The sequence below is a fragment of the Siccirubricoccus sp. G192 genome, from assembly GCF_019084075.1.
Lineage (GTDB): Bacteria > Pseudomonadota > Alphaproteobacteria > Acetobacterales > Acetobacteraceae > G192.
On sequence record NZ_JAHREN010000001.1, the window covers coordinates 3,638,512 to 3,663,346 of the forward strand.

The following is a 24,835-nucleotide window of genomic DNA, read 5'->3' on the forward strand; positions in this document are numbered from 1 at the left end:
CGCTCCTGGGCCTCAGTCGAAGCTGAGGTTCCAGCCAATCCACTCACATAGCCCACGGCCCATCACCATCTCAAGGTCGCGGCCGGTGAGCCACGACAGCTCCTCGGTGAAGAAGGTGACGCATTGCCGGTAGCTGCAGGGCATGCGGGTGACGTCAGTGCCCCAGAAGAAACGATGCGGGCCGAAGGCGTCGAAGATCCGCTGCAAACCACCATGCAGGTTCCGGTATGGGTAGGGCTCCGTTGAATAATGGGGCGCGCCGGTCGCCTTGACGGCGACATTGGGCAGCTTCGCCAGTGCCACCAGTTCATCGAGCCTGGCGAATGCCGCCGCATCCTGCCCGGTACGCACCAGCCCGCAATGGTCGAGGATCAGCTTCAAATGGGGATGCGCCTCGGCGATCTTGCGGAACTCCGGCAGGAACAGCCCGCCCATGGTTGCGATGGGCAGGCCCTCGCGCTCGGCGGCGGGCCACAGCCAATCGAGCGTGCCATCCCGCAGCCAGACCTGCTCTGCGGGCGACAGCAGCGCCCAGCGCAGACCCATCATGCCAGGCTGGTTCTTCCAGCCATGGATCAGCTTGCGGTTCTCCGGCTGGTCGGGCGGGAACTGTCCCATCACTGCGAAGCGGTCTGGGTATTTCCTTGCCGCTTCCACCGCCAGGGCATTCGAGTTGGGGTCCCAGCTTCCCGGCGGGTGGATCAGGGCTGCATCGACACCCGCTTCATCCATCTCTTTCAGCGCCTCCTCGGCCGTGAAGGACGACACCTTTCGATGCAGCCCTGAGGGGCTGCCGCTCGACCAGATGTGGATCTGCGCGTCGACGATCTTCATGGAGAGTTCCTTCCGGCAAAGCGGAGCCAGCGGAGGCGCGGCTTCGTTTACGAGACTTGGCTTACAAGTCGGCAGGCTCCGCCTGTGGCAACGAGCCGAGCACCGAGTTCCGGCTTACGGTAGGCCGACGGCACGCCACCAACTTTCCTCCCGGCGGGCACAGATATCCATGGGCGTGACCAACGTGTCTGCCAGCACCAACGACGCCGCAAGCCCTATTCCATGCGCACGCCCGTCGCCTCCACAATGGGTCGCCACTTCGCCTGCTCGGCCCGGACGTAGGCTCCCACCTCCTCGGGAGACATCACCGCCGCCGGCTCGATCCCCGCGGTGCGCAATTCGGCCTGGAAATCCGTTGCCTCTAATGCCTTCCGCGCCGCCGCGTGCAGCGCGGCGACCAGGGGCGCCGGCGTATCTCGTCGCACAGCCAACAGGCTCCACAAGGAGGTCTCGAAATCTGGCAGGCCCAGCACCTCAGCCACGGTCGGCACATCCGGCGCTAGCGGCGAGCGGCGCAGCGACGCCACCGCGAGCATCCGTACCCTACCCTCCTGGTGATGCTGCAGGCCGCTCACGATGGTGTCTGCCACCGCGTCGATGTTGCCCGCCAGCAGATCCACCATCGCGGGACCGTTACCGCGATACGGCACATGCAGCATCTCCACCCCGCCGGCGGCGTGAAGCAGGTACTCCCCCGCTAGATGCACGAAAGTGCCGGCGCCGGGGGAGCCGAAGCGTAGCTGGCCCGGCAGACGTCGAGCCTCGGCGAGCAAGCCCGGAAGATCGGTCGCCACTCCATTGCGGGCCATGAAGCAAACGGTGTTGGCGCCAACCAGCGCCACCGGCACGAAATCCTCCACCGGATCGTATTGCGGCTTGGAGAAGATCAGCGGGTAGAGTGCGTGGGTCGAGGCACCGCCGAACACCATCGAGTATCCGTCCGGGCGTGCGCGCAGCACCTCCAGCATGCCCACGGCGCCAGCAGCGCCGGTCTTGTTCTCCACCACCACGGGCTGGCCCAGTTCCTGGCCGAGGCGGATGGCGACGCGGCGGCCGAAGGCATCGGTGCCGCCGCCAGGCGGGTAGGGCACGACAAGGCGGAGCGGGCGCTCTGGCCATGCAGCAAGTGCCTGCGCTCCAGGTAGTATGCTCGCAAGGGGAGCGGCAGCCGCTGCCCACAGAAAACCGCGTCGGGTTTCGCCCATCTTATCCTCTCTCCCGCGCGCTGGCGGCTATGTGGGGCGTCTGGTCGGTCATGGGCAATTCTCGAAATGCCGCCCAATCCTCTACAATGAAGCTAGAGTCCGGCAAAGGCCGCTCGGAAGTATGCTCGCAGGTCGTTCGGAAGCCTATCCTCGTGACAGTACCGGCCGCCGCCGGCGACCAGACAGAAGATGTCGGCAGCCGGGAGGTGTCATAGATGGACAGCTTCGCAAAGTCCGACCACTGCCGCCGTCGCTCCTTCTGGGCCGCCGGGATGACACTCACGACTATGAGGACCGAATCAATAATCTCGCCGAACCGGCCGTCACTTCAGAATAGCGTGCGGGCACCCACCCTTGCGTCAGCGCGATGCACTGCGCAGGCTGGTGCCCGACGTCCAGCGACGGAAGAAAGATGGAAATCACTGAGCAGACCCGCATCCCATCACCACTGGCAGAGGTCTGGCCGCTGCTCAGCGACCCCGCGACGGTCGCAGGCTGCATCCCGGGAGCGCAGTTGGCACCTGACCAGGGCGATGGCATCTGGCGGGGTTCCATCCGAGTGCGATTCGGCCCGACTGCGGCGGTGTTCCGCGGCGAGGCAACGCTGGCGTTCGACCACGAGGCGCATCGCTGCACCATTGAAGGCCGCGGTATCGACCAGCGTGGGGCTTCCCGCGCGCTGTCGTCCGGCACCATCGTGGCGGCGGAAGACGCCGGCGCTACGCTGCTCACGGTGTCGGGCGGCTTCACCATCACCGGACCGCTTGAGACATTTGCCAATGCCGGCGGCGTGCACCTGGCCCGCGCGCTGTTGGCAGAGTTTTCCGCCAATATAGCGCAGCTGATCGAAGATCAGCATGCCGACGCACCGGCGGCCGAGACGCCCGCGCCGGAGCCGGGCGCCACAGCGCCGGACGCCACCGCGCCGCCGCCTCCGTTGCCGCCTTCTGCCGCGCCTGAGATCAGCGCCATCCGCCTGCTGTGGCAGGCCTTCAGATCCTGGCTGCGCAGCCTTTTCAGCATCAAGGGAGAACGCTGACGATGTCGACGTTGAAAGTCTCGGACATGCTCGCCAAGGCCTTCGCGGCTGAGGGCTGTGAGGTGCTGTTTACCCTAATGGGGGATGCCAACATGTACTGGTCGGAGGCGATGTCGCGCTTGCCCGACATGCAGGTGATCCACGCCAGACACGAGCACTGTGCGGTCGCCATGGCGGATGGCTACGCCCGCGCCACCGGCAAGGTTGGCGTCGCTTCCACCACCTGCGGCCCAGGCTTCACCCAGATCATGACGGCGCTGACCATCGCTGCACGAGCCAATGTGCCGCTGGTCGTCTTCGCCGGTGATTCCCCCATGGCCGCGTCCTTTTACATCCAGCAGATCGACATGGCGCCGCTCGCGCTCGGCACAGGCGCTCACTACATTCCGGTCCGCAGCATCGACCGGGCGCTCGAGAACGTACGCGAAGCCTTCCAGATTGCCGTGCTCGAGAGCCGGCCCGTGGTGCTCAGCGTGCCAATGGACCTGCAGAAGCAGCCCTATCCACACATGGCGGACTACACGCCATCCAGCGATGTGCTGCCGACGCCGCAGCGGCCCGCACCCGATCCCGCGCTGGTGGACCGCCTCGCCGGGATGATTGCGGAAGCCGAGAGGCCCATCATTATCGCCGGCCGCGGCGCCAAGCTCTCCGGCGCGCACGCGGCGATCGCGGCGCTGGCCGAGGCTTCCGGTGCGCTGCTGGCGACGTCGCTGCTCGGCAAGGGCATGTTCGAGGGCAACCCCTACGCGCTCGATATCGCCGGTGCCTATTCCAGCGACTTTGCACGGGAACGCTTCGCCGAGGCGGACCTGGTGATCGGCATCGGCGTCGGGCTCGGCTCCTATACGACCGAGAGCGGGTACCTGTACCCGGGGGCGCAGACCGTGCAGATCGACATCAACCCGCGCGGCTTGTGGCAGGGACTGCGCACTGCGGATATGCATATCCGCGCCGACGCCCGCGCAGGGGCCGAGGCGGTCACCGCCGCGCTCAAGGCACGTGGCGTGGTACGCACCGGCTTCCGGACCCCGGAAATTGCCAGGGAGATCGCCGCCGACCAGCCGGACCGCAAGGAATTCGCCATCGCGCCCGGCACTGTCGATCCGCGCAAGGCGATCCTTGAACTCGACGCCACTGTGCCGAAGGATTGGGATGTGGTGATCGGCGGCGGCCACTACTTCGGCATTGCCATGACCCATATGCGCGGCCGTCCGGCCGAGAGGTACCATGTAGTTAGCGATTTCGGCGCCATCGGCAATGGGCTGCCAGCGGCGATCGGCGTTGCGGCGGCGCGCCGCGAAGGCAAGGTGCTGCTGATCGAGGGCGATGGCAGCCTGCTGATGCATATCCAGGAGCTTGAAACCATCCGCCGTCAGGGTGTCCGCCTGCTGATGGCGATCATCAATGATGGTGGCTATGGCGCCGAGATCCACAAATTCCGTGCTGGGGGGCTGAGTCCGGAGACGGTGATTCACGGCCGCGGTGACCTGGCCGGGGTCGCCAATGGCTTCGGCGTGCGCGGCGCTACGGTGAACCGCCTCGGTGGCATGGCCGGCATGTTCCGCGAGCACCTAGCGGCCAATTCCGCCGGGCTCTGGGACGTGCACACGGACGACACCGTGGTATCCCGGCCCTATCGCCGCATCCACTACGGCGAGGCGTGATCCCAATAGCCCGGCTCTTGGCACGCCAGAACTCCGCTCCGATCAGCGGACGGCGGAGCCCAGCCGGAAGGGAATGTTTCGGCTTCGTATAGAGCCGCAGCGCTCAGCGGAAATCGAAGCGGCTGCCCAAGGCGTGCAGTCCAGAGGGCATACGCACCGGGCCGAACAGCAAAGTCCGCGCTGAAAGCTGTATACGTTGGGGATAGCCGCCCCGCCGAGCCCGAGCTCGGCGCGGGGCGGCCGTTGCGCAGGCGATCTGGGCTACAGCAGAAGCGCCAGGTCGGCCCAGAGAGCCAGGCGCCCGTAGCCGCTACCCGATGTGCCGCATCAGAAAGGCAGAATGGTGCCTGCTGGGGGGGCAGAGGCGAACCGTCCTCCGTCGCCCGGTCGCATCGGGTTTCTTCGGCAAGCAAGATCTCAGAGCGGGCTCAGACCGAGATCCAGCCGTTCCCATCCCAAGCGCGGACCTCAACGCTGGCGCGCCCATCCTCAACACGGATCCGATTATATGCGTTCGGCTCGCTACGCAGCCGGGTGGAGGTGGCGGTCGCGGCCTGCACGACCAGCAATTCGCCGTCGCCCGCCCCCGCCGCACCGCCCGCTGTGATGGCCTCCGCCGCCGCACCACGAGCCCGAATGTAGCCGAGGTGCAGGTGACCAGAGAGAATCAGCCGCACGCCTTGCCCCGCAAAGGCGGTAAGCGCGGCCTCCGCCCGGCCAACCAGGCGCGTCTCCGGCGCGGACTCTGGAGGCAGAAAGGGATGATGGGCAACGACGATGCGGAACAGGTGGTCGGGGAGGGACTGCAACCGCTCGACCGCGCGCCGGAGCCTGCTATGGCCAACCCGGCCCTGTGACCAGTCGAGGAAGGCACCAGCCCGGGAGGCGGTGTTGACGCCGACCACCGCGATCTCGTTGTCAGTCCAGAGCGGCTCGGGTTCCTCAGCGATGAAGCGTCGCCAGCGACCCAGCGGGTCGAGGAAGCGCTCGTGCAGCCAATAGGAGGTAGTGTCGTGATTGCCCGGTACGGCCAGGATCGGAGCGTGGAGGCGGTCGAAGAAGGCCCTGGCGGCGCGATACTCCCGTGACCGGGCCCGCATGGTGAGATCGCCGCTGACCGCGACGAGCTCGGGCGGGTTGGCATTCAGTTCGGCCGCGAGTGCTTCCACTACGGCAGGGTCAGTGCGGCAAAAGTGCAGGTCGGAGATATAGGCGACGGTGCGCATCAGTGGTGGGTGTCTGCCTGGCGGCTGGGGCTGCCAGAGGCGGTTCGGACACGAATCATGCACCTCTAAGCTGCCGCCATGGGCCAGACCGGCGCGGGTCCGTGGCCTGCCGGTCCTGAGGTACCCACCGCGGCAGCGCCCAGCGCTTAATCAGGTGAAGGTCGCGCCCCTGGGCGTGGTGTAGGAGATCGCCACCGTAATGGTGGCGGCCATCGTGGTGGTCCTGGGTAGGGTTGGGTTGTCGAGACCTACACCCCGAACCTTGGACACCCACGATGACCGACGACAGGATTGCCCTTCGGGAGCTTCTGGAGAAGGGCTCTGATGCGAGCTTCCTCCGCGAGATGATCGGCTTTGCCGCCCAGAGGCTGATGGAGTTGGAGACCGATGGCCTATGCGGCGCCGCCCATGGCGAACGCAGCGCCGAGCGGATGAACCAGCGCAACGGCTATCGGGACCGCGACTGGCAGACCCGGGCGGGGACAGTCGAGCTGCGCATTCCCAAGCTCCGGAAGGGCACTTACTTCCCGGCCTTTCTGGAGCCCCGCAGGACGGCGGAGAAGGCGCTGACGGCGGTGATCCAGGAAGCCTACGTCCAGGGCATCTCGACCCGCTCGGTCGACGACCTGGTCCGCGCCATGGGCATGGAGGGGATCAGCAAGAGCCAGGTGTCCCGGCTGTGCACTGAGATCGACGGCCGGGTGCAGGATTTCCTCTCCCGGCCGATCGAGGGCGATTGGCCCTACCTGTGGCTCGACGCCACCTACGTGAAGGTGCGCGAGGCCGGGCGCGTGGTCTCGGTGGCCGTCACCGTCGCGGTGGGCGTCAACAGCGATGGGCGGCGCGAGGTGCTCGGCATGGCGGTCGGCGCCTCCGAGGCGGAGACCTTCTGGACCGACTTCCTGCGCGGCTTGTCGCGTCGCGGCCTGCGCGGGGTGAAGCTGGTGGTCTCCGACGCCCACGAAGGCCTAAAGGCGGCCGTCAGCCGCGTCCTGCGGGCCACTTGGCAACGCTGCCGGGTGCATTTCATGCGCAACGCCACCGCCCATGCCGGGAAGACCCAGCGCCGCATCGTCTCGGCCTGGATCGGCACCGCCTTTGCCGAAGCCGACGCCCCTGCCGCGCATGCGCAATGGCGGACCGTCGCCGACCAACTCCGCCCCAAGGTGCCGAAGCTCGCCGCCCTGATGGATGCCGCCGAGGAGGATGTGCTGGCCTTCATGGACTTCCCGCCGCAGCACCGCGCCAAGATCCACAGCAACAACCCAATCGAGAGGCTGAACGGCGAGATCAAGCGGCGCACCGACGTCGTTGGCATCTTTCCAAACGACGCCGCCGTCGTTCGCCTGGTCGGCGCCATCCTCCTCGAGCAATCCGATGAGTGGGCAACCCAACGATCCCGCTACATGACCCTGGAGACGATCGGCACTCTCAGCGATACTGCCGTCGTCAGCTTGCCTGCCGTGACAACCTGACGCGGCGATCAGGCCCGCCCAGGAGCACCGCTCCTACACCACGACGGGGGACACGACCCAGGTGACTTCTTGGCCGCGTTTGGGTCGGAGCCGGCATCCTCGTCGAGGTCCTCGACCACCTCCACCAGGGACGACTCGTCGAGCTTCTTCGCCTCCTCGATCAGCCGGTCGGCCTCTGCCTCACGCCCCTTTGCAAGCGCGCCAAGGGCATCCTCGGCCAAGTCCCTAGCCTTCTCGTGCCGTGTATCATCGGGCTGCCCTGTGCCCCATGTTCCTGCCTCTAGCGCTTCGAAGTTTCGTTCCAACGTGCACCAGTCGCGGCCCTGCGCCGGTCGGCTGAGACTGGTAACCGTCACGGTCCTCCCCTTGGGCTGGATCAGCGCGCCACCCACCGGCTGGCGAGTGTCGGTCGCCGCTGCCGCCTCGTCAGCCATGGTGAGGGCCCGCTGGGCCAAGGCCCAATCAGCGACGCTGCCTGCCACGCCGCGACAGGTGACCGGCCTCTCCTATCCCGTGGATTGGTCGGGGGATACCGATGCGGATCTGGTCCGGGTGACCGGCGAGGAGGCGCAGGCGCAGGGCATCGTGACGCACCTGCGCGGCCGCGTGCTCGACCTGCGGGGCCAGCCAGTCGTTGAGATCGCGGTAGAGATCTGGCAATGCGCCAACGGACGCTATCGGCATCCCTCGACCTGATCGGAGAGCGCCGCTGAATCCGCTGGACCGGACGCCTGCCCTCGTGGGGTAATCGCGCGAGCCCGTCGGGACACCCGTGCTTCCGGGGCGCGCGACAGGGGCAGCTGGGGGGGAGCAAGGCGGTGCGCGTACTCTGTCCAGTTCTCATCCTGGTCCTGTTGTCGGCATGTTCGGGCCGGCCAGGAGGCTACGGCACCGGCTGGGACGGCCGGCGTGGCTACGACGGCAACGGCGACTACGGCTACGACCTCGCCGCCTCGCGCGCTGCCGCGGCCACTTACCGCGCCCATGCCGCTCGGTCCTACCCTGCGCCGGGCAGACCAGAGGACCCTTGGAGACCGTACATCAGCGAGGCGGCAGCACGCCATGCGGTGCCGGAGCGCTGGATCCGCGAGGTGATGCGCCAGGAGTCCGGAGGCCGGCTGTTCGCCGCCGACGGGTCGCTGATCACCTCGCGGGCCGGTGCTATGGGGCTGATGCAGGTGATGCCGCGCACCTACGACACCTTGCGCCGCAGGCACGGGTTGGGCGACGACCCGTACGAGCCCCGCGACAACATCTTAGCCGGCGCGGCCTACATCCGGGAGATGTACGACCGCTTCGGCGCGCCGCATTTCCTGGCCGCTTACAACGCCGGGCCGGAGCGGGTGGAGGCGTACCGTAAGCGCGGCGTCGAGGCCCGTCTTCCTGCGGGGTGGGTAGATGTGCTGGTTCGGCGTGGAGCATGGAGCTTCGGGCCGACATTATGGTCGACATTAACGATGACGCGAAGGACGGCGGCTATCGGCGTGTAGAGGTTCTGACCGGGCCTGGCCGACGGCGGAAGTGGTCTGAGGACGACAAGGCGCGGATCGTGGCGGAGACGCTGCGGCCGGGCACGGTGGTGGCCGATGTGGCGCGACGCTGGCAGGTCAGTTCGCAGCAGGTGTTCACGTGGCGTCGGGAGATGCGGCGCGCGGCGGTGGCGCCGCTGAGCTTCGTGCCGGTCGTGGCGGAGACGCCGGTGCGTGCGCCCGAGGCGGCTCTGCCATTGCCTGCGCCACCATCAATCGAGGTGGGGGTGGCCGGCGCGGTTCTGCGCGTCACGCCCGGCACTGACGTCGACCTGCTGACGGCGGTGTTGCGGGCCATTCGAGCGTCAGCGGCATGATCGCGCCGCCCGCCGGGGCGCGGATCCTGCTGGCCACCAAGCCGGTCGACTTCCGCAAGGGCGCGCACAGCTTGGCCGCGCTCGCCGTCGAGGTGCTGGGCGCCGATCCCTTTACGGGCGCGGTGCTGGTGTTCCGGTCGCGGCGCGCCGACCGGATCAAGATCCTGCTTTGGGACGGCAGCGGCCTGGTCCTCGTCTGGAAGCAACTGGAGGCCTCCACGTTCCGCTGGCCGGTGATCGTGGACGGCGTGGTCCGCCTGACGCCGGTGGAGTTCGCCGCGCTGTTCGACGGCATTGATTGGCGACGCGTCCAGGCCACGCGGGAGATTCCCACGCCGAGCGTCCCTGCATAGAATCGGCGGCACGATGCGCGCCGCGGATGACGACACGCCGAGCCTGCCGGAGGATGCTGCGACGCTGCGCGCGCTGCTGATCGAGACGCTGGCGAGGTGCGACACGCTCAGCACCGAGCTTGGGAGCATTACCGCCGAGCGTGATGCACTGGCGAGCCAGAATGAGCGCCTGCAGCACCTGCTGCTGAAGCTCAAGCGCCGTCAGTTCGGCACGAAGTCCGAGCGTCTCCCGGAGGAGCAGTTGCTGTTCGCGTTCGAGGAGATCGAGGCGACGCTGGCTGGCAACGCGGCCGAGGCGGGCAAGCGGTCTCCGACGCTGCGCGATAACCAGACCAAGCGTCGCCGCGAGGGCCGCGGCGGCCTGCCGGCGCATCTGCCACGGGTCGAGCAGGTGCTGGCGCCGGAGGCGACGACCTGCCCCTGCTGCCAGGGCCCGCTGGTCGAGATCGGCAGCGACACCGCCAGGCGGCTGGACGTGATCCCCGCCCAGTTCCGCGTCGTCGTGACGAAGCGGCCGAAGCTGGCGTGTCGCGCCTGCCCCGGCGTGGTCATGCAGGAGCCCGCGCCGGCCCGCCTGATTGAGGGGGGCATGCCGACCGAGGCAACGGTCGCGCATGTGCTGGTCTCCCGCTACGCCGACCACCTGCCGCTTTATCGCCAGTCGCAGATCCTGGCGCGGCAGGGGATCGAGATCGGCCGCGAGGTGCTCGCCGACTGGGCCGGCACGGGTGCGACGGAGATCGTCCCCGTGGTCCGGCGGATGCGCGAGATCCTGCTCGGCTCGTTGCGGCTGTTCGCCGACGAGACCACCATGCCGGTCCTCGACCCAGGGCGCGGTCAGACGAAGAAGGGCTATGCCTGGGCAATCGCCCGCGATAACCGGCCCTGGGGCGGCACCGATCCACCGGCGGTGGTGTTCCACTACGCGCCGGGCCGCGGCGCCGAGCATGCAAAAGCACTGCTGGCCGGCTACCAGGGCATCCTACAATGCGACGGCTACGGTGCGTACAAAACGCTGGCCGCGGCGGATGGCGGCATCACGCTGGCATTCTGCTGGAGCCATGTGCGGCGGGAATTCATCGAACTGGCGAGGGGCAAGACCGCGCCGATCGCCCAGGAGACGTTGAAGCGCATCGCTGCCCTCTACGCGGTCGAGACGGAGCTGCGCGGCAAGCCACCTGACCTCCGTCGAGTGGGCCGGCAGGAACAGAGCCGTCCCCTCGTCGAGGCGCTGTTCGCCTGGCTCTCGGAGCAACTGGCACGCCTGCCCGGCGGCAGCCCCACCGCGGGGGCCATCCGCTACGCGCTGAACCATCGCGACGGCTTGGTGCGGTTCCTGGATGACGGCAGGATCGAGCTCGACAACAACACCGTGGAACGCGCCATTCGGCCGATCTGTCTCAGCCGAAAGAACGCGTTATTCGCCTCCGGCGACGATGGCGGGGCAAGATGGGCGGCCGTGGCCTCCCTGGTCGAGACCTGCAAGCTGAACGGCGTCGACCCGCAGCGCTACTTCACTGACGTGCTGACCCGCCTCGTGAACGGCTGGCCCAACGGCCGCATCGACGAGCTCATGCCGTGGTGCTGGGCGCCCAACCACAACGGCTGACCGTCAAACGCGAGCCACACGGGCCTCGTCGCCGCGCTTACTCCTGAGCGTATTGACATCCGCATTGTCTGGCGAGGTGGCGAGGTTTCTGAAGAGCGGGTCGAACCGAGGGTGTATGCCCTGCATGCCCTCTCCCGTGGCGCTGAAATGCAGACGCGGATCCTCGAGCTGGCCCGCCAGGGCCTGACTGACGCAGAGGTCGCCAAGGTCTTGACCGGGGAGGGTTACCGCTCGCCCCGCTGCAACCACGTCCTGGCGCGGACCGTGCAGGTCTTTCGCCAGCGTCATCGGGTTCTGCGAAGTGCCAGCCGGACGCATCCACGACACATTCCGGGGTGGCTCACCATGGCCGAGCTGGCCAGGCGGCTGCAGGTGTCACGCTGCTGGATCGAGCGCCGGATCTGGAACGGGACGATCGTCATCGCCCGCGATGCCGCGGCGAAACGCTACCTGTTTCCTGACACCGAGGAGACCATAGCCGCCCTGCAGACGCTGAAGTCAGGTAATGCCGATCACCCCAACTTCGCACCGAACGCGAGCAAATGAGGGCACCAACATGACCGATCGTACACGCCATCGGCGTCCGCCAGAAGCGTCCCGAATAGGGCACAGATCTCCAGCAACTGATGCCAGTCCCGACACGAGCGCGCCAAGCGCGACATCTCCACGCCGAGGACCAGCCCGACATGGCCCAGACCCACTTCGGCTACCAGGCGCTGGAACCCTGGACGGTGCGTCGCCGTGCTGCCGGAGCGACCCAGGTCATCATCGATGACCTCCACGCGTTCGCGGGCCCAGCCGAGCTGAAAGGCGCGTTCGACCAACCCGTACTGCAGCCGTGTCGATTCCTGGTTCTGCTCGACCTGCCGGAGTGTGGATTGCCGGACATAGACAATGGCCAGGCGGTCATGGTGGCGGCCCTGAATCTTCTCGGAGAGTGCCATCGCGCCCCTCCTCGCGGGACGGAGGGCGGTCATGGCCGTGATCCTCTTGGGCGGCCGCCAGGGCCCGACGGGCGAGCTGACCGAGCAGCACGGCAATCCGCCGGCGCGCTGGCGCCGGCAGCCTCGTCCAGGTCATGACCGCCGTTGGGGGAGCTTGTCTCACGGCGCCGCGCGATCCAATGGACCAGCGCCAGAAACGCCGCCCGCCCCAGCCGGGGCTGCTGCGTCGCCGCAAATTGCTCTTCAGACGTCTCTACGAGGGTAGATGGAGAACCTGGTGAAATTGCACAAGGCCCAGCTCGCCTCCGACCGCACGTCCTGCCGCTCGCCCCTGGCCAACCAGGTCCGCCTGGTCCTGCACACCGCCGCCTATTGGCTGCTGCTGACCTTGCGCGACCGGATCCCCAGGACGCATGAGTTGGCTGCCGCCGAGTTCACCACCCTTAGGCTGCACCTGCTCAAGATCGCGGGCCGGATCATCGAGACCACCAGCCGCGTGCGCATCGCCTTCGCCGCAGCCTGCCCACATGCAGTGCTGTTCCGCGGCCTCGCCCGCAGCTTCCACCCGGCCGGGCCATGACCAAGGGGGCCAGCGCCCCACTACGTCTCTCGTCCAGCAACCTCCAACGCCGCCCGTCCGAGCCCAACCACACCGCCGAAAGCGGATGCGGCCGCATGCCCGCCGCTCAAATCAGCCCGCGGGCGCCCCTGCCAATCCCGCCCGGCGAATAAGAGCGGCTAGTCCTCTGACCGTGTGATGCTTGGCTGTGGCGGTGCTAGACCTCCCGCCATGATCCCTGTCCGCCCGCTCATCCTTGCCTTTGCGCTATTCCTGGCGTCCTGTGTCGGCCAGACCGGGCGCTACGGCCCTAGCTCTCCGCCGATCACCGGGGACTCAGCGACAGGCGCGCGCATCACGTCCGGTGAGGCCCGCGCGCCCGAAAACACCGAGGCGGCGGCCGCGCGGAAGGCTCCAGCGGCGGCTGCGGCCCGCCGCGGCACCCTCACCGAGGAGCCGGGCGATATCTGGGCAGTTACGAAGGACTGGGACAAGCCGCGGCCGCCCCTGCCTGCGTCGGGCGCCGGAGCTCACCGCCGGGCACAGGCCGCGCCATCCATGCCGCAGGGCGCCCCGCCACCCTTGCAGCAGGAGCCAGGCGATTTCTGGGCCGGAGTGCGCTGACGGGAGGTCTTGTGAGACGGCAGTAATCTTCACCCGGTCGCAGGACTAGCTCGGGGCCGAAGCGACGTTCTCCGTTCTCTGTTTCTTTGGTCGGATGGTGATTACGCTGAATTGCGGCCGGGAAGGCATGCCAGAGGTGCTGTAAAAACAAGGCGTTAGACCTTGTTGGGTAAATCGGCCAACCCTCAAGGTTTGGAGATTCTCCGGCACTTTGGAGAGAAAACCCGCCCTCGTTCCGGAGGCGCACCCTCAAGGTGTCTGCCGAAAACCGCAGGAAACCTGCGGCTCAGCGCGGCGCCGGTACTGTGGAGAATGTTCTGGGAAGGACCGACTGGAGCACCGGAGGAGATTCGAACGGTTGGCCCCGACCCTGGGTGGCCGACCTCTCCGGTACCGACTCGAAAACGCCATGGGACAGGACCAGTAGACGTTACAGGCCGGAACCGCGGAGGCGCTTGACTGGCCCGCCGCTTCGTTCCCGGCTAGCATCAATGGAAGGCGATCCGCGCCAGCGAGAATTCGCATTTATTAGCCTCCCCATCCGCCGCCACCGCGCCCCGTCACTCGGGTGCCGGGTGCGCGGTGGCGGCCGGATGAGGAGGCCACCGTGGAACCTGGATGCCTAAATATCAATCCGGAAACCATGGAAATGAGTTATACTCAGAACGACTTGTCTCTCCCATTCACCCGCAAGGTCGCGCGCCGCTTTGCGCGCCAGCGTTTCACTTGCGCCAACGCCGCCATCTGGAATGCCGCAATGGCGGCCCTCGGCGAGGGCATGCCACCCGAAAGCACATCCGAGCCCCTTTTGTCCGGTGCCTTGGCCGGCGGAGCTGCGCTGATCATCGACGCTGAGGAGCCTACGGCATCCCGACTGATTTCGTGGTGGCGCATGCTCGAGGATACCGCCCCATGGCCAATGGCCGTGGGGCAGCTGTGGGGCGCACCCCTCGGTGCGCATGGTCCTGCCATGGTCTGCGCCCCGGGCGGTGAGGCCGCATGTCTCGACCGCGCCCGTCTCATTCTCGGCCCGAGCGGCGATCGCCTTGCTGTTGCTGAACTGCCCGCGGCCGGTTGCGCCGTGGTGCATGCGCCGATCGAGCTGGAGCCGCTGCCCTCGATCGCCCACACTGCACTGCGTGCCTGCGGCGGATCGCTCGAGGAGCTATTCCGCCGCGCCATGCATCAGGTCGAGCCTGTGGGTGACGGCAGCTGGCGCGTGCGGGTGGCGCGCGCGCCAGAGCGGCGGCCAATCGACTGTACAGCGCCGCGTATCTCCTGACCCACTGACACAAGCCGCACCCGGTGCTGCCAATGCGCACCGGGTGCCCGAGACGGCCCGTCGGACGCGGCGGCGGTGGGAAGGACCGCATGCCACGCCGTGACGGGCTTCCCGGCTGGAGACATTCTCGTGTTAAATACGAAGGTTTTGCTCGCGGCGTCTCTGTTCGCTGCGGCCTCCTTTACCCGGAGAGCGGACGCCGATGCGGACGTCATCCCCCTGACCACTCGGCTCGTAGCGAGGGCAACCGCCACAGATCCGGCGCTGCCGCGGACCCTAGCTCGATTGGGCATGGGGTCGGACGACCTGCGCCAGGAACTCCTGCTCCGCTGCTGGATCGCCTATGGATCCGATGCCGGGCTGCCATCCGGCTACACCGTGCGGGCCCTCGTGCCGATGTTGATGGTCATCCTGCGCCACCTTGCCGCCGATCTCCGGGGCCGTGCCCGGTGTCGCCCGATAGTCGAGGCCGTCGAGGAGCTTCCGACAGTGGCCGATCCCCTGCCCGACCCGGAGCGGACGACCACCGCGCGCCAGATGCTGCAATCCGTGGCGGGGGCGGTGCGAAGCCTGGCCCCACGCCGCCAGGCCGTCCTGCTGGCCGCCATCCAGGACCGGAACCGCATGGGCGAAGCGGCCCGCCAGGCCCTCGCCCGGGCCCGGCGCGAGCTTCGCGCCGCAGTGCATGAGCCCGATGCGGCACACTCCCGCGCTCAGGCGGCGAGCCCAAGCGCCAACCAGTCCCGGCGCATCTCTGCCAAGCTAGCAGCCTTGTAGGCGGGATGCCGGACCCAGGCTGCGCGTCCACCACGCCCATCGGTACCCCATACACCCCGCAGCAGCGGAAGGTGCCGCAAGCAGGGCCGCGCGACAGCGGCCACGCGCCAGCCGAGGAACACAACATCGGCCCCCCCCGAATGCGGTGGCGGCATGCATGGCCACTATCGCACGGCGTGCGGCCGCTAGGTCAAAGGCGCGGCCCCAGCCGCGCGGCGGCTGCGCGGTCGCCAACGCGTTGCGGAGCTCGACATGCTCCTCGAGCACAGCCTCCGGCACGTTCAGCAGCGCGGCAAGCGCACTTCGGGTGGCCGTGCCGGGTGCGAAGGGGACGGCCCCATCAACCAGCGGCGCCTCCCCGATCAGCACGGCACGACGCTGCATTTTCAGCAATCCAGGCATCTCAGTCCTCCTGACACCGAGGCGGACATCGCCTCGCTGATCAGTAAGGACGAAGGTCTGTGTAATCCGTGACAGCCGGCCCGATCAATTTGCGCCGATCCGGCACGGAAAGTCCGTGATGCCGGCCTCCACCGCCGGCCCGCACATCTCTCGTGACCATTACGGCAGGATCACACCTGCTCTCCTACTCCACCACGGTGCCGAACACCGCGCCTGCGCTCGCCCGCATGGTGCCGGCGCGGTCGAGACACCGCACGCCACACCACATTCTGACATTCGGAACTGATTATGCCCTCCACACTTCCGCATTGGATCCACCGGATCGGCCTATCCTATCCGGACCTCATCGGCTTCGGCGAAGATCTGCGCCTGCAAGGCAATTCTCTGCTGGCGCTGCACCGTGATGCTGCCGGCACTGCCCTGGGCTGGGAGCGCATCGCGCCCGGCCGCGACGGCACGCTGCGCTATGGCTACCCTTCGGGCTTACACAAAGGCTGCGTGCGGTCTTGGCACCTCGACCCGGTCCCCGCCCGCCTGCTTCTCGCCTGCGGCCCCCTGCCGGCCCTGTGCGCCCGGGCACTCGACGGGGCGCGCCGTGATACCATCTACGTCGGCCTGGCCGGCTGTTGGACAGCCGCATCAGCCGAAACCACGGCCAATCTGATTGAGGCCGGGGTGCGCGAAGTCGTGCTGGCCTTCGGCGCGAACCAGACTGGAGAGCGATCGCTCGCGGCCGCGACCGCCTTTTTCCGTGGCTCCGGCCTCGGCGGGCAGCGAATGACCCGACGCACTCCTGCCGCCGGCTCCTGGCCGGCGGCACTCCGCCGGATGCGCTGTGACTCCAGCGAGGAGGTCGCGGCATGAGCGCGGCGCACTCCGCCACCTTGGCGCGTGATCGCACGCGCCTGGCTGTCGACCGGTGGCTCGCTGCGCTGCCGGCCGCGAGCTTTGACCTGCGCTTGGTGCCGGCGGACGAGCCGGGGCCGACCCTGTGCCGGCGGTTCGATGCGGCCGGATTCCTGGCCGCGCTCGGCTGGATCCGGGCCCGCAATGCGGCGGGCTGCCATGTCTATTGCCGCCCGCTCGCCAACCGTCACGTCCTGGTCGACGACCTCTGCCCGGATGCCGTGGCCGAGCTCACCGCTACGCACACTGCTGCCGCGATCGTCGAAACATCAAAGGCAAATTACCAGGCCTGGATCACGCTATCGGCGGAGGAGATACCCGCTCCGCTCGCGGCGGCCGCCGCACGGTTGCTGGCGCGCCGCTTTGGCGGCGACCTGGGCGCGGCCAGCGCGCAGCAGCTGGGGCGGCTCGCCGGCACTACGAATCAAAAAGAAAAGTACCGGCGAGGCGACGGCACCGCCCCCCTTTGTGCTGCTCCGCCAGGCTGGCCCGGGCGTCGATCCTGCCGGCCCTGCGCTGCTGGCCGAGGCAGCCCGCCACGTCCGGGATCCCGGTCCGGCACCGCTCAGCGTCCCCGCGGGAAATGACCCCTGGGCCATGCGGGAGGCCACAGCGGCGCGGCGATGGCTCGCCGCTGCGCTTCCGGCCGGCGCTCGAATCGACCGCTCCCGGGCTGACTACGCCATGGCCCGCAGGATCCTGGCCCGTGGCGGCGAGGCTGCCGCCGCCGCGCGCGTCGTCCTCGCGGGCGAGCGAGCGCGCGGCATGCTCGCGAATGCGGCGCGCGACTACGCGATGCGCACGGCCCGCGCTGCTGCATCATCGATTGCTAGCGCGGCTGATCACGGGCGGCCCCCGGCTGGGCCGGGAAAGGAAGACGGTTCGGTGGAAATCATTATGTCCGGTCCTGCCCCTGATCCCTCCGGCACCACGAACCTTTTGATGAGCCCCCACGCAAGATTGCGGAAGGCGGAAGCGTCGGTGTAACAGGAATCTACGACACCCCGCGGACATGCCCGGCCTCGCCGAGGCATGCGCAGCCCGGGTTGTCGGCAGCGTCAGAAGGCGCGGGAGTGACATCCGTTGAACGGATGCACCCGCCTTCGTGCTGCCGGAGGTGGGCTGCATCCGAAGAGAGGCTCCGGTGTGCCGGAACCCACGACGGGCGGTCGGACCATCCCCTATGTCCTGCATGCAGGCCGACCGCATTGCGCAGTGTGGTCATGACGCTCTTCCGGCCAGTGACAGTGGGCCGACCCCACCTCAGCACGGGCTTTCTGGCAGCGTAGCCGCGGGCCAGATGCCCGAGCCGCGCATCCGGACCGCCCAGGCTGCCACCCTCCTCGGCGTCTCGGTACGCATGGTCCAGGCGCTCCTTGCCGACGGCCGCCTGCCCGGTAGCCGGGTCGGCCGGACCTGGACCACCACCGTCGGCGCGATCTGCCGATACCTCGAACAGAACTCCAACCAGCACCTCCAACCTGAGGAGCCCTGTCCGGCCCGCCCGCCCCTAGGTGGCGCGGAGCCTCGCGGCTGGCTCCAGAACGTGAACGAGCAAACCCGGCTATGCCGAAGCCCAAGAAGCCCGACCCCGACCACAACCTCTACCGGCGTGGCGAAACCTGGTGGTGCCGCTATGTCCTCGCCGGCATCGAGCAGCGCGTTTCGCTACGGACGACTGATGTTAAAGCGGCGCGGCGGGCGCGGGACCGGCTCCTGAGGGACGCCGCCGCCCAGCGCGAGGGGCGCGGTCCCGAGCCGATCCACAAGTGGGAGGATGCCGTCGAGGCATATCTGGCTATACAGGAAACGCTGGTGCGGAGTGGCTCGCTGTCGGCGAGGACGGCGGCCCGCTACGAAACCAGCCTCATCCAACTCAGCGAGACCCTCGAGGGCACAGTGTTGACCGAGATCACCACGGCGACGGTGCTCGACTTCGTCATTGCACGCCGGGAGGACGACCTGTCATCGAGCACCATCCGCAACGACCTCACCGCCTGGTCCCGGGTGCTGAGCGTCGCCGCAACCCTTGGCTGGATCGAGATCAACCCAGCCCGCAACTTCGACCGCAAGACATACATTGGCCGCGATGCCGACCTGCTCAATCCACCCGTCGATGCGGAGGTACAGGCGCTGTTCGAAGAGGTGGCAACCTGGTCCGAGGACATAGCCGACCTGATCCGGTGGCTACGGGAGACCGGCATGCGCCTCGCTGAAGGCTTAGCCATCGAACGCGGCGACATCCACCCGGACGGCCGGCATGCCACCCTACGCCGTGGGGTGAAGCGCAACAGCCATGGCCTGAAGACGCGGACCATCGACCTCGGCCGGGCCGCCGACATGTTGCCTCGGCTGCCGCTCAGGGGGCGCCTGTTCCCCAGCCTCTCGCTCGACAGCGCCGTGGTCAGCACCCGCTATGGACAGTGGCGCCGACAACGGCAGGGACGGGAGAACCGGGAGGCTGCAGCACAGGGTCGGGCACCCGTCGAATTGGCCAGGTTCCGTCTGCATGACCTGAGACATGCCTTCGCCATCGCGTCCCTGACCGATGACCCGACCTGCATCTACCGGCTGATGGAGCATCTGGGCCATTCGAGCGTGCGGACCACCGAGGTCTATACACGCTTTCTTCGTGGTGAAGGTGCCCAGCGGCGTTATACCCGGGATCCGAACCTGTTCGGGTCGCTACCCCCGCTGGCCGACATCATGCTGCAGCGGCGGGCGTGACGACTTCCGGTCCCGGTCAGAGCAGGACCGGTGCCTCGGTATGTGGACCAGATCCGTGCCAGCAGCAGCGATTCGGTGTCCGAACAGTGGCACACGTCGGAGAGGGGTCGGCACAAAGGTCGGCACAGTGGCCGGAAAACCGTTAAATGGCCCCTGTGGATGACTTTCGTAAGTCATTGGAATGGCGGAGGGGATGGGATTCGAACCCACGATAGAGGTTGACCCCCCTATAACGGTTTAGCAAACCGTCGCCTTCAGCCACTCGGCCACCCCTCCGCAGGAATGACAGGCTCACGACGTATGCGAGAGCGCCTCATACAGGCGGGGGCGCAAGGCGTCAAACCTCCCTTGCGCCCCTCCCGGCCTCTCAGGACAGCGCCACTTCGAAGCCGCGCTGGGTCGCCGGCCGCGCCATCAGCGCCTGGTACCAGCGGCGGACATTCGGGAACTCCGCCAGATCCACCTGGTGGCGCTCATGCCGCCAGGCCCAGCCGAGGATGGCGAAATCGGCGACACTCGGCTCGCCCGCGGTGGCCACGAAATCCCGCCCCTCCAGCCGCCGGTCCAGCACGCCGTAGAGGCGCCGGGTTTCCTTGCTGTAGCGTTCCAGGCCATAGCGCCGGTCCTCGGGGCTCTCCACCTGCAGGAAGTGGTGCACCTGGCCGGGCATGGGGCCGAAGCCGCCCATCTGCCACATCAGCCACTCATAGACCGGCACCCGGGCGCGCAGGTCGCGCGGCAGGAAGCGCCCGGTCTTCTCGCCGAGATACAGCAGGATGGCGCCGCTTTCGAAGATGCTGATCGGCTGCCCGTCCGGCCCCTCCGGGTCGATGATGGCCGGGATGCGGTTGTTCGGGCTGATCTTCAGGAAGTCCGGCTGGAACTGCTCGTTCTTCCCGATATTCACCGTCCGCACGCTGTAGGGCAGGCCCATCTCCTCCAGCGCGACGCTGATCTTGCGGCCGTTCGGGGTATTCCAGGTATGGAGTTCGATCATCACAGGCTCCGGTTGCGTCTCCTGGTGCGAGGCTAGCGGAGCCGCGCCGGCGAGGCGAGCGGGCCACAGCGTGGCGGCGCAGCCACGCGCCCGCGGCTTCGCGATGCATTCCTCCGAAACAGCTTCCCAATGCACTGCCACCGTTGCATTTTTGCAGGGCGCGGTGGGGGCGCTGAGGGGCCGGAAGCACCGCTTCCGGCAGCGCGGGCCACCGCAAGGGGGGAAGTGCGTATGGATGCCGTCATCTCGCCAGCCGCCCACCACAAGTCGGTGGGGCTGGCCTATCTGCTATGGGCGCTGTTCGGCCTGTTCGGGGTGCATCGGCTGTATCTCGGCCGCGGCCTGAGTGCGGCCGGCATGGCCGCGATCACCCTGGTCTCGGTGCCGCTGATCTGGAGCGGCCTCGGCCTGCTCGGCTTCGTCACCACCGGCACCTGGGCGCTGGCCGATGCGCTGCTGATCCCCGGCATGGCGAAGGAAACCAACCAGGGCCTGCTGCAACCCGCCTGAAGCCAGCCCGGCGCGGCGGCCCCCACCCCCGGGGGGCTGCCGCATCGGCCGGCCTTGTATCTTCGGCCCGATTCAGACCTCCGGGCCATGCGGCCCTGCGGTCATCAGGCCGCCTCAGGCCAGCTTCCGCTTGATGACCTCGTTCACCAGCGCCGGGTTGCCCTTGCCCTGCATGGTCTTCATCACTTGGCCGACGAAGAAACCGAAGAGCTTGTCCTTGCCGGATTTGTATTCGGCCACCTTGCCGGCATTGGCGGCCAGCACCTGATCCACCACCGCCTCGATCGCGCCGCTGTCGGTGACCTGGCGGAGGCCGCGTTCCGCGACGATGGCGCCGGGCGCCTGGCCGGTTTCCACCATCGCCTCGAAGACCTCCTTGGCCAGCTTGCCGGAGAGGGTGCCGTCCTGCATCAGGTCCAGCAGCGCGCCGAGATCGCGGGCCGAGACCGGCAGAATCGGCAATGTCCCGCCTGGTGCGGTTCAGCGCCGCGAAGAGGTCGCCCATCACCCAATTGGCGGCGAGCTTCGGGTCGCGCCCGGCGGCCACCGCCTCGTAATAGGCGGCGGTTTCCTTCTCCAGCACCAGCACATGCGCGTCATAGGCCGATAGCCCGTATTCGGCGACGTACCGCGCACGCCTGGCATCCGGCAGTTCCGGCAGTGCCGCGCGCAGCTCCTCCACCCAGGCGGCATCGAGCACCAGCGGCGGCAGGTCCGGGTCCGGGAAGTAGCGGTAGTCATGCGCGTCTTCCTTGCTGCGCATGCTCCGCGTCACGCCCCGGCCAGTGTCGAAGAGGCGGGTTTCCTGGTGCACCTCGCCGCCCTCCTCCCAGATCTCGATCTGGCGGCGGGCCTCCGCCTCCACCGCCTGCATGACGAAGCGGATGGAATTGACGTTCTTCACCTCGCAGCGCGTGCGATACCCCTCCCCCGCCTTGCGGACCGAGACATTGACATCGGCCCGCATGGAGCCCTCGTCCATGTTGCCGTCGCAGGTGCCGAGATAGCGCAGGATCTGCCGCAGCTTGGTGAGGTAGGCGCCGGCCTCCTCGGGGCTCCGCATATCCGGCTCGGAGACGATCTCCATCAGCGCGACGCCGGAGCGGTTGAGGTCGATGAAGCTCTTCGTCGGGTGCTGGTCGTGCAGGGACTTCCCGGCATCCTGCTCCAGATGCAGGCGGGTGATGCCGATCTCCTTGCTGCTGCCATCGGCCAGCTCGATCCCGATGACGCCGGTGCCGACGATCGGATGCGCGAATTGGCTGATCTGGTAGCCCTGCGGCAGGTCGGCATAGAAGTAGTTCTTGCGGTCGAAGCGGGACCACAGGTTGATCTGCGCATTGAGGCCGAGCCCCGTCCGCACCGCCTGCGCCACGCATTCGCCGTTGATCACCGGCAGCATGCCGGGGAAGCCGGCATCGACGAAGCTGACCTGGGTATTCGGCCCGGCGCCGAAGGCGGTGGCGGCGCCGCTGAACAGCTTGGCTTGGCTGATGACCTGGGCATGGACCTCAAGGCCAATGACGAGTTCCCAGGGGCCGGTGCGGCCCTCGATCGTGTAGCTCATGCGCCTGCCCTCACGCTTGGCAGCGCCGTGAAATCTGCCGCCCGTTCCAGCGCCGCACCCACCGCGAAGACCGTCTCCTCATCGAAGGCTCGGCCGATCACCTGCAAGCCCAGCGGCAGCCCCTGCGCATCCAGCCCCGCCGGCACCGCGAGCCCCGGCAAACCCGCCAGATTCGCGGTCACCGTGAAGACGTCGTTCAGGTACATGGTCACCGGATCATCGGTCTTCTCATGCATGCCGAAGGCGGCGGAGGGCGTCGCCGGCGTCACGATGGCGTCCACCCTGCCGAAAGCCTCGTCGAAATCGCGCTTGATCAGCGCCCGCACCTTCTGCGCCTTCAGGTAATAGGCATCGTAATAGCCGTGCGAGAGCACGTAGGTGCCGATCATGATCCGCCGCTTCACCTCCGCCCCGAATCCCTCGGCGCGGGTGCGCTCGTACAGGTCCTTCAGGTCGCCGTCCCGCTCCTCGACCCGCAGGCCGTAGCGTACGCCGTCATAGCGCGCGAGGTTCGAGGAAGCCTCGGCCGGAGCCACGATGTAATAGGTCGGCAGCGCGTATTTCGTGTGCGGCAGGCTGATCTCCACCGTCTCGGCGCCGGCCTCGCGCAGCCACTCCAGCCCCTGCTGCCACAGTGCCTCGATCTCGTGTGGCATTCCCTCCAGCCGGTACTCCTTCGGCACCCCGATGCGGAGCCCTTTCATGGAACGCCCGCAGGCCGCGGCGAAGTCCGGCACGGGCATATCGGCGCTGGTGCTGTCCTTGGGGTCGAAGCCGCTCATGCTTCGCAGCAGCAAGGCGCAATCCTCCACCGTGCGCGCCACCGGCCCGGCCTGGTCGAGGCTGCTGGCAAAGGCCACGATCCCGTAGCGGCTGCATCGCCCATAGGTCGGCTTGATGCCGGCGATGCCGCAGAAAGCCGCCGGCTGGCGGATGGAGCCGCCGGTATCGGTCGCCGTCGCCCCCAGTGCCAGCCGGGCCGCCACCGCCGCGGCCGAGCCGCCGGAAGACCCGCCCGGCACCAGCCGCGTATCCGGGTGGTTCCGGCGGCTCCAGGGATTCTCCACCGGCCCGAAGGCCGAGCTGGTATTGGAGGAGCCCATGGCGAATTCGTCGAGATTGAGCTTGCCCAGGAACACCGCCCCGTCCCGCAACAGGTTGGCGGAGACGGTGCTCTCATAGGGCGGCACGAAATTGCCGAGGATGCGGCTGCCGGCCGTGGTCCGCAGGCCCTTGGTGCAGAAGAGATCCTTGATGCCGAGCGGCAGGCCCTCCAGCGGCCCCGCCTCGCCCCGCGCCCGCCTCTCGTCGCTGGCGCGGGCCTGGTCCAGGGCTTGGTCCGCGGCCACCGTGACATAGGCGTTGAGGCGCGGGTTCAGCGCCTCGATGGCATCGAGATGCGCCCGGGTCAGTTCGACCGCGCTGATGGCGCCCTCGGACAGGGCCTCGGCGGCACCGCGCAGGGTGAAATCGGTCGGATGCATCACTCGACCACCTTCGGCACGCCGAAATACTCGCCCTCGGGGTCCGGCGCATTGGCCAGCACCGCTTCCCGGATGCCGCCATCGGTCACGACATCCTCCCGCAGCCGGAGCGCTACGGCCCCGGCCCCGGCCATGGGCTCGACGCCCTCGGTCGGCACCGCCTGCAATTGCTCGATCCAGCCGAGGATGCCGTTGAGTTCGGCCTGCATGCGGCCGACCTCCTCCTCCCCCATGCGGATGCGGGCGAGCGAGGCGATGCGCCTCACCGTGGCGGTATCGAGGGACATGCGGCACTTCCGTGGTCTGCTGCGGATAGGGCTATAACGGCGCCCATGCCCCTGTTCAACATAGGCGCCCTCCGTTCCGCCCTGCCGCGCGGCCAGCGGCTGATCGGCCTTGATCCGGGCTCAAAAACAATCGGCCTGGCGCTGTCCGATGTGCTGCTGATGCTGGCGACCCCCTATGGCTCACTTACGCGCGGCAAGCTGCGGGTCAATGCGGCGGAGGTTCTGGCCATCGCCCGCAAGGAGGGGGCCGGGGGCCTGGTGGTAGGGCTGCCGCTCGGCATGGACGGGTCCTTCGGCCCGGCCGCGCAGGCGGCCAAGGACTGGGCCATGGCGCTGTCCGAGGCCACCGGCCTGGCGGCGGCGCTCTGGGATGAGCGCCTCTCCAGCGCCGCGGTGAACCGGATGCTGGTGGGCGAGGCGGATCTCAGCCGGGCAAAGCGGGCGCAGAGCGTGGACCGGGCGGCAGCGGCCTATATGTTGCAGGCGGCGCTGGACGCCAGCCGGTGACGCGGCGC

The 24,835-nt window shown here is 68.0% G+C and carries 26 protein-coding genes, 1 tRNA gene and 3 pseudogenes; 19 read left to right on the plus strand and 11 right to left on the minus strand.

Annotated elements, in window-relative coordinates; all coding sequences use genetic code 11:
* Positions 1–12 precede the first annotated feature (12 nt).
* Together KSF81_RS17495 and KSF81_RS17500 are read right to left on the minus strand one after the other, a co-directional pair.
* The gene (locus tag KSF81_RS17495; RefSeq protein WP_217380072.1) at positions 13–834 is read right to left on the minus strand and encodes an amidohydrolase; all 822 of its coding nucleotides are present in this window, start codon (positions 832–834) and stop codon (positions 13–15) included.
* Between the two features lie 215 nt (positions 835–1,049).
* Positions 1,050–2,039, minus strand: a complete 990-nt coding sequence (locus KSF81_RS17500) for a tripartite tricarboxylate transporter substrate binding protein (protein WP_217380073.1) — start codon at positions 2,037–2,039, stop codon at positions 1,050–1,052.
* A 412-nt stretch (positions 2,040–2,451) separates the two neighbouring features.
* On the opposite strand from KSF81_RS17500, the gene KSF81_RS17505 reads away from it, so the two are divergent.
* Entirely contained in the window at positions 2,452–3,078 is a 627-nt protein-coding gene (locus KSF81_RS17505; protein WP_217380074.1) for an SRPBCC family protein, read from the plus strand.
* A 26-nt stretch (positions 3,079–3,104) separates the two neighbouring features.
* Complete coding sequence (locus tag KSF81_RS17510) at positions 3,105–4,745, plus strand: thiamine pyrophosphate-binding protein (protein ID WP_217380075.1); 1,641 nt, start codon at positions 3,105–3,107, stop codon at positions 4,743–4,745.
* A gap of 428 nt (positions 4,746–5,173) precedes the next feature.
* On the opposite strand, the gene KSF81_RS17515 is transcribed toward KSF81_RS17510, so the two are convergent.
* The gene (locus KSF81_RS17515) at positions 5,174–5,971 is read right to left on the minus strand and encodes a metallophosphoesterase (protein ID WP_217380076.1); all 798 of its coding nucleotides are present in this window, start codon (positions 5,969–5,971) and stop codon (positions 5,174–5,176) included.
* A gap of 275 nt (positions 5,972–6,246) precedes the next feature.
* Between KSF81_RS17515 and KSF81_RS17520 the strand changes: the two genes are divergently transcribed.
* Positions 6,247–7,446, plus strand: coding sequence for an IS256 family transposase (locus tag KSF81_RS17520; RefSeq protein WP_217379024.1), 1,200 nt, complete (start codon positions 6,247–6,249; stop codon positions 7,444–7,446).
* Positions 7,447–7,454: 8 nt separating this feature from the next.
* Here KSF81_RS17520 and KSF81_RS17525 read toward each other — a convergent pair whose 3' ends face one another.
* A complete protein-coding gene (locus tag KSF81_RS17525; RefSeq protein WP_217380077.1) occupies positions 7,455–7,667 on the minus strand; it encodes a hypothetical protein in 213 nt (70 codons plus the stop codon).
* A gap of 181 nt (positions 7,668–7,848) precedes the next feature.
* On the opposite strand from KSF81_RS17525, the gene KSF81_RS17530 reads away from it, so the two are divergent.
* The 5 genes from KSF81_RS17530 to tnpC all read left to right on the plus strand — a co-directional run bounded on the left by KSF81_RS17530 (position 7,849) and on the right by tnpC (position 11,254).
* Positions 7,849–8,142 (plus strand): hypothetical protein, encoded by a 294-nt coding sequence (locus KSF81_RS17530; protein ID WP_217380079.1) that lies wholly within the window; start codon positions 7,849–7,851, stop codon positions 8,140–8,142.
* Between the two features lie 122 nt (positions 8,143–8,264).
* Complete coding sequence (locus KSF81_RS32260; protein ID WP_375293335.1) at positions 8,265–8,936, plus strand: lytic transglycosylase domain-containing protein; 672 nt, start codon at positions 8,265–8,267, stop codon at positions 8,934–8,936.
* Positions 8,888–9,292, plus strand: coding sequence for an IS66-like element accessory protein TnpA (gene tnpA, locus KSF81_RS17540; RefSeq protein WP_217380080.1), 405 nt, complete (start codon positions 8,888–8,890; stop codon positions 9,290–9,292). Before KSF81_RS32260 ends, tnpA begins: the two co-directional genes overlap by 49 nt.
* The gene (gene tnpB, locus KSF81_RS17545) at positions 9,289–9,645 is read left to right on the plus strand and encodes an IS66 family insertion sequence element accessory protein TnpB (RefSeq protein WP_217377503.1); all 357 of its coding nucleotides are present in this window, start codon (positions 9,289–9,291) and stop codon (positions 9,643–9,645) included. The genes tnpA and tnpB overlap by 4 nt, the downstream gene beginning before the upstream one ends.
* A 13-nt stretch (positions 9,646–9,658) precedes the next feature.
* Positions 9,659–11,254, plus strand: a complete 1,596-nt coding sequence (gene tnpC / locus KSF81_RS17550; protein ID WP_217377502.1) for an IS66 family transposase — start codon at positions 9,659–9,661, stop codon at positions 11,252–11,254.
* Positions 11,255–11,257: 3 nt separating this feature from the next.
* Here tnpC and KSF81_RS17555 read toward each other — a convergent pair whose 3' ends face one another.
* Positions 11,258–11,542, minus strand: coding sequence for a hypothetical protein (locus KSF81_RS17555; protein ID WP_217380081.1), 285 nt, complete (start codon positions 11,540–11,542; stop codon positions 11,258–11,260).
* Between the two features lie 57 nt (positions 11,543–11,599).
* On the opposite strand from KSF81_RS17555, the gene KSF81_RS17560 reads away from it, so the two are divergent.
* Entirely contained in the window at positions 11,600–11,800 is a 201-nt protein-coding gene (locus KSF81_RS17560; RefSeq protein ID WP_217380082.1) for a hypothetical protein, read from the plus strand.
* Here the strand turns inward: KSF81_RS17560 and KSF81_RS17565 are convergent.
* A complete protein-coding gene (locus KSF81_RS17565; RefSeq protein WP_217380083.1) occupies positions 11,767–12,198 on the minus strand; it encodes a recombinase family protein in 432 nt (143 codons plus the stop codon). The genes KSF81_RS17560 and KSF81_RS17565 overlap by 34 nt on opposite strands.
* Before the next feature lie 268 nt (positions 12,199–12,466).
* On the opposite strand from KSF81_RS17565, the pseudogene KSF81_RS17570 reads away from it, so the two are divergent.
* The 8 genes and pseudogenes from KSF81_RS17570 to KSF81_RS17600 form a co-directional block, all read left to right on the plus strand.
* Positions 12,467–12,778 (plus strand): annotated as a pseudogene (locus KSF81_RS17570) (transposase); the annotation flags it as partial.
* Between the two features lie 1,210 nt (positions 12,779–13,988).
* On the plus strand, positions 13,989–14,663 hold the full coding sequence (locus KSF81_RS17575) for a hypothetical protein (RefSeq protein ID WP_217380084.1): 675 nt from the start codon (positions 13,989–13,991) through the stop codon (positions 14,661–14,663).
* 99 nt (positions 14,664–14,762) lie between these two features.
* Positions 14,763–15,440: an RNA polymerase sigma factor gene (locus KSF81_RS17580; protein ID WP_217380085.1), complete on the plus strand. Its 678-nt coding sequence runs from the start codon at positions 14,763–14,765 to the stop codon at positions 15,438–15,440.
* Between the two features lie 252 nt (positions 15,441–15,692).
* Positions 15,693–15,914: a hypothetical protein gene (locus KSF81_RS17585; RefSeq protein WP_217380086.1), complete on the plus strand. Its 222-nt coding sequence runs from the start codon at positions 15,693–15,695 to the stop codon at positions 15,912–15,914.
* A 216-nt stretch (positions 15,915–16,130) separates the two neighbouring features.
* The gene (locus tag KSF81_RS17590; protein WP_217380087.1) at positions 16,131–16,706 is read left to right on the plus strand and encodes a hypothetical protein; all 576 of its coding nucleotides are present in this window, start codon (positions 16,131–16,133) and stop codon (positions 16,704–16,706) included.
* Positions 16,703–17,335, plus strand: a complete 633-nt coding sequence (locus KSF81_RS17595) for a DNA-primase RepB domain-containing protein (protein ID WP_217380088.1) — start codon at positions 16,703–16,705, stop codon at positions 17,333–17,335. Before KSF81_RS17590 ends, KSF81_RS17595 begins: the two co-directional genes overlap by 4 nt.
* Positions 17,336–18,048: 713 nt before the next feature.
* A pseudogene (locus KSF81_RS32265) lies at positions 18,049–18,198 on the plus strand (helix-turn-helix domain-containing protein); the annotation flags it as partial.
* A 116-nt stretch (positions 18,199–18,314) separates the two neighbouring features.
* Positions 18,315–19,475: a tyrosine-type recombinase/integrase gene (locus tag KSF81_RS17600; RefSeq protein ID WP_217380089.1), complete on the plus strand. Its 1,161-nt coding sequence runs from the start codon at positions 18,315–18,317 to the stop codon at positions 19,473–19,475.
* Positions 19,476–19,657: 182 nt separating this feature from the next.
* On the opposite strand, the gene KSF81_RS17605 is transcribed toward KSF81_RS17600, so the two are convergent.
* Positions 19,658–19,751, minus strand: a tRNA-Ser gene (locus tag KSF81_RS17605).
* 91 nt (positions 19,752–19,842) lie between these two features.
* On the minus strand, positions 19,843–20,472 hold the full coding sequence (locus KSF81_RS17610; RefSeq protein WP_217380090.1) for a glutathione S-transferase family protein: 630 nt from the start codon (positions 20,470–20,472) through the stop codon (positions 19,843–19,845).
* 231 nt (positions 20,473–20,703) lie between these two features.
* On the opposite strand from KSF81_RS17610, the gene KSF81_RS17615 reads away from it, so the two are divergent.
* Entirely contained in the window at positions 20,704–20,982 is a 279-nt protein-coding gene (locus KSF81_RS17615) for an NINE protein (protein ID WP_217380091.1), read from the plus strand.
* A 114-nt stretch (positions 20,983–21,096) separates the two neighbouring features.
* Here KSF81_RS17615 and gatB read toward each other — a convergent pair.
* The 3 genes and pseudogenes from gatB to gatC form a co-directional block, all read right to left on the minus strand.
* Positions 21,097–22,549 (minus strand): annotated as a pseudogene (gatB, locus tag KSF81_RS17620) (Asp-tRNA(Asn)/Glu-tRNA(Gln) amidotransferase subunit GatB).
* Entirely contained in the window at positions 22,546–24,033 is a 1,488-nt protein-coding gene (gene gatA, locus KSF81_RS17625; protein ID WP_217380092.1) for an Asp-tRNA(Asn)/Glu-tRNA(Gln) amidotransferase subunit GatA, read from the minus strand. The pseudogene gatB and the gene gatA overlap by 4 nt, the downstream one beginning before the upstream one ends.
* Positions 24,033–24,320: an Asp-tRNA(Asn)/Glu-tRNA(Gln) amidotransferase subunit GatC gene (gene gatC / locus KSF81_RS17630; RefSeq protein WP_217380093.1), complete on the minus strand. Its 288-nt coding sequence runs from the start codon at positions 24,318–24,320 to the stop codon at positions 24,033–24,035. Before gatC ends, gatA begins: the two co-directional genes overlap by 1 nt.
* Before the next feature lie 45 nt (positions 24,321–24,365).
* Between gatC and ruvX the strand changes: the two genes are divergently transcribed.
* The gene (gene ruvX, locus KSF81_RS17635; protein ID WP_217380094.1) at positions 24,366–24,827 is read left to right on the plus strand and encodes a Holliday junction resolvase RuvX; all 462 of its coding nucleotides are present in this window, start codon (positions 24,366–24,368) and stop codon (positions 24,825–24,827) included.
* Positions 24,828–24,835: the final 8 nt, after the last annotated feature.

What these genes read in the sequence shown, in the direction of transcription:
- KSF81_RS17495 (WP_217380072.1), bottom strand. Translation starts at nt 834, where the DNA reads ATGAAGATCGTCGACGCGCAGATCCACATCTGGTCGAGCGGCAGCCCC.
- KSF81_RS17500 (WP_217380073.1), bottom strand. Translation starts at nt 2,039, where the DNA reads ATGGGCGAAACCCGACGCGGTTTTCTGTGGGCAGCGGCTGCCGCTCCC.
- KSF81_RS17505 (WP_217380074.1), top strand. Translation starts at nt 2,452, where the DNA reads ATGGAAATCACTGAGCAGACCCGCATCCCATCACCACTGGCAGAGGTC.
- KSF81_RS17510 (WP_217380075.1), top strand. Translation starts at nt 3,105, where the DNA reads ATGCTCGCCAAGGCCTTCGCGGCTGAGGGCTGTGAGGTGCTGTTTACC.
- KSF81_RS17515 (WP_217380076.1), bottom strand. Translation starts at nt 5,971, where the DNA reads ATGCGCACCGTCGCCTATATCTCCGACCTGCACTTTTGCCGCACTGAC.
- KSF81_RS17520 (WP_217379024.1), top strand. Translation starts at nt 6,247, where the DNA reads ATGACCGACGACAGGATTGCCCTTCGGGAGCTTCTGGAGAAGGGCTCT.
- tnpA (WP_217380080.1), top strand. Translation starts at nt 8,888, where the DNA reads ATGGTCGACATTAACGATGACGCGAAGGACGGCGGCTATCGGCGTGTA.
- tnpB (WP_217377503.1), top strand. Translation starts at nt 9,289, where the DNA reads ATGATCGCGCCGCCCGCCGGGGCGCGGATCCTGCTGGCCACCAAGCCG.
- tnpC (WP_217377502.1), top strand. Translation starts at nt 9,659, where the DNA reads ATGCGCGCCGCGGATGACGACACGCCGAGCCTGCCGGAGGATGCTGCG.
- KSF81_RS17555 (WP_217380081.1), bottom strand. Translation starts at nt 11,542, where the DNA reads ATGACGCTGGCGAAAGACCTGCACGGTCCGCGCCAGGACGTGGTTGCA.
- KSF81_RS17560 (WP_217380082.1), top strand. Translation starts at nt 11,600, where the DNA reads ATGGCCGAGCTGGCCAGGCGGCTGCAGGTGTCACGCTGCTGGATCGAG.
- KSF81_RS17565 (WP_217380083.1), bottom strand. Translation starts at nt 12,198, where the DNA reads ATGGCACTCTCCGAGAAGATTCAGGGCCGCCACCATGACCGCCTGGCC.
- KSF81_RS17585 (WP_217380086.1), top strand. Translation starts at nt 15,693, where the DNA reads ATGCTCCTCGAGCACAGCCTCCGGCACGTTCAGCAGCGCGGCAAGCGC.
- KSF81_RS17590 (WP_217380087.1), top strand. Translation starts at nt 16,131, where the DNA reads ATGCCCTCCACACTTCCGCATTGGATCCACCGGATCGGCCTATCCTAT.
- KSF81_RS17595 (WP_217380088.1), top strand. Translation starts at nt 16,703, where the DNA reads ATGAGCGCGGCGCACTCCGCCACCTTGGCGCGTGATCGCACGCGCCTG.
- KSF81_RS17600 (WP_217380089.1), top strand. Translation starts at nt 18,315, where the DNA reads ATGCCGAAGCCCAAGAAGCCCGACCCCGACCACAACCTCTACCGGCGT.
- KSF81_RS17610 (WP_217380090.1), bottom strand. Translation starts at nt 20,472, where the DNA reads ATGATCGAACTCCATACCTGGAATACCCCGAACGGCCGCAAGATCAGC.
- KSF81_RS17615 (WP_217380091.1), top strand. Translation starts at nt 20,704, where the DNA reads ATGGATGCCGTCATCTCGCCAGCCGCCCACCACAAGTCGGTGGGGCTG.
- gatA (WP_217380092.1), bottom strand. Translation starts at nt 24,033, where the DNA reads ATGCATCCGACCGATTTCACCCTGCGCGGTGCCGCCGAGGCCCTGTCC.
- gatC (WP_217380093.1), bottom strand. Translation starts at nt 24,320, where the DNA reads ATGTCCCTCGATACCGCCACGGTGAGGCGCATCGCCTCGCTCGCCCGC.
- ruvX (WP_217380094.1), top strand. Translation starts at nt 24,366, where the DNA reads ATGCCCCTGTTCAACATAGGCGCCCTCCGTTCCGCCCTGCCGCGCGGC.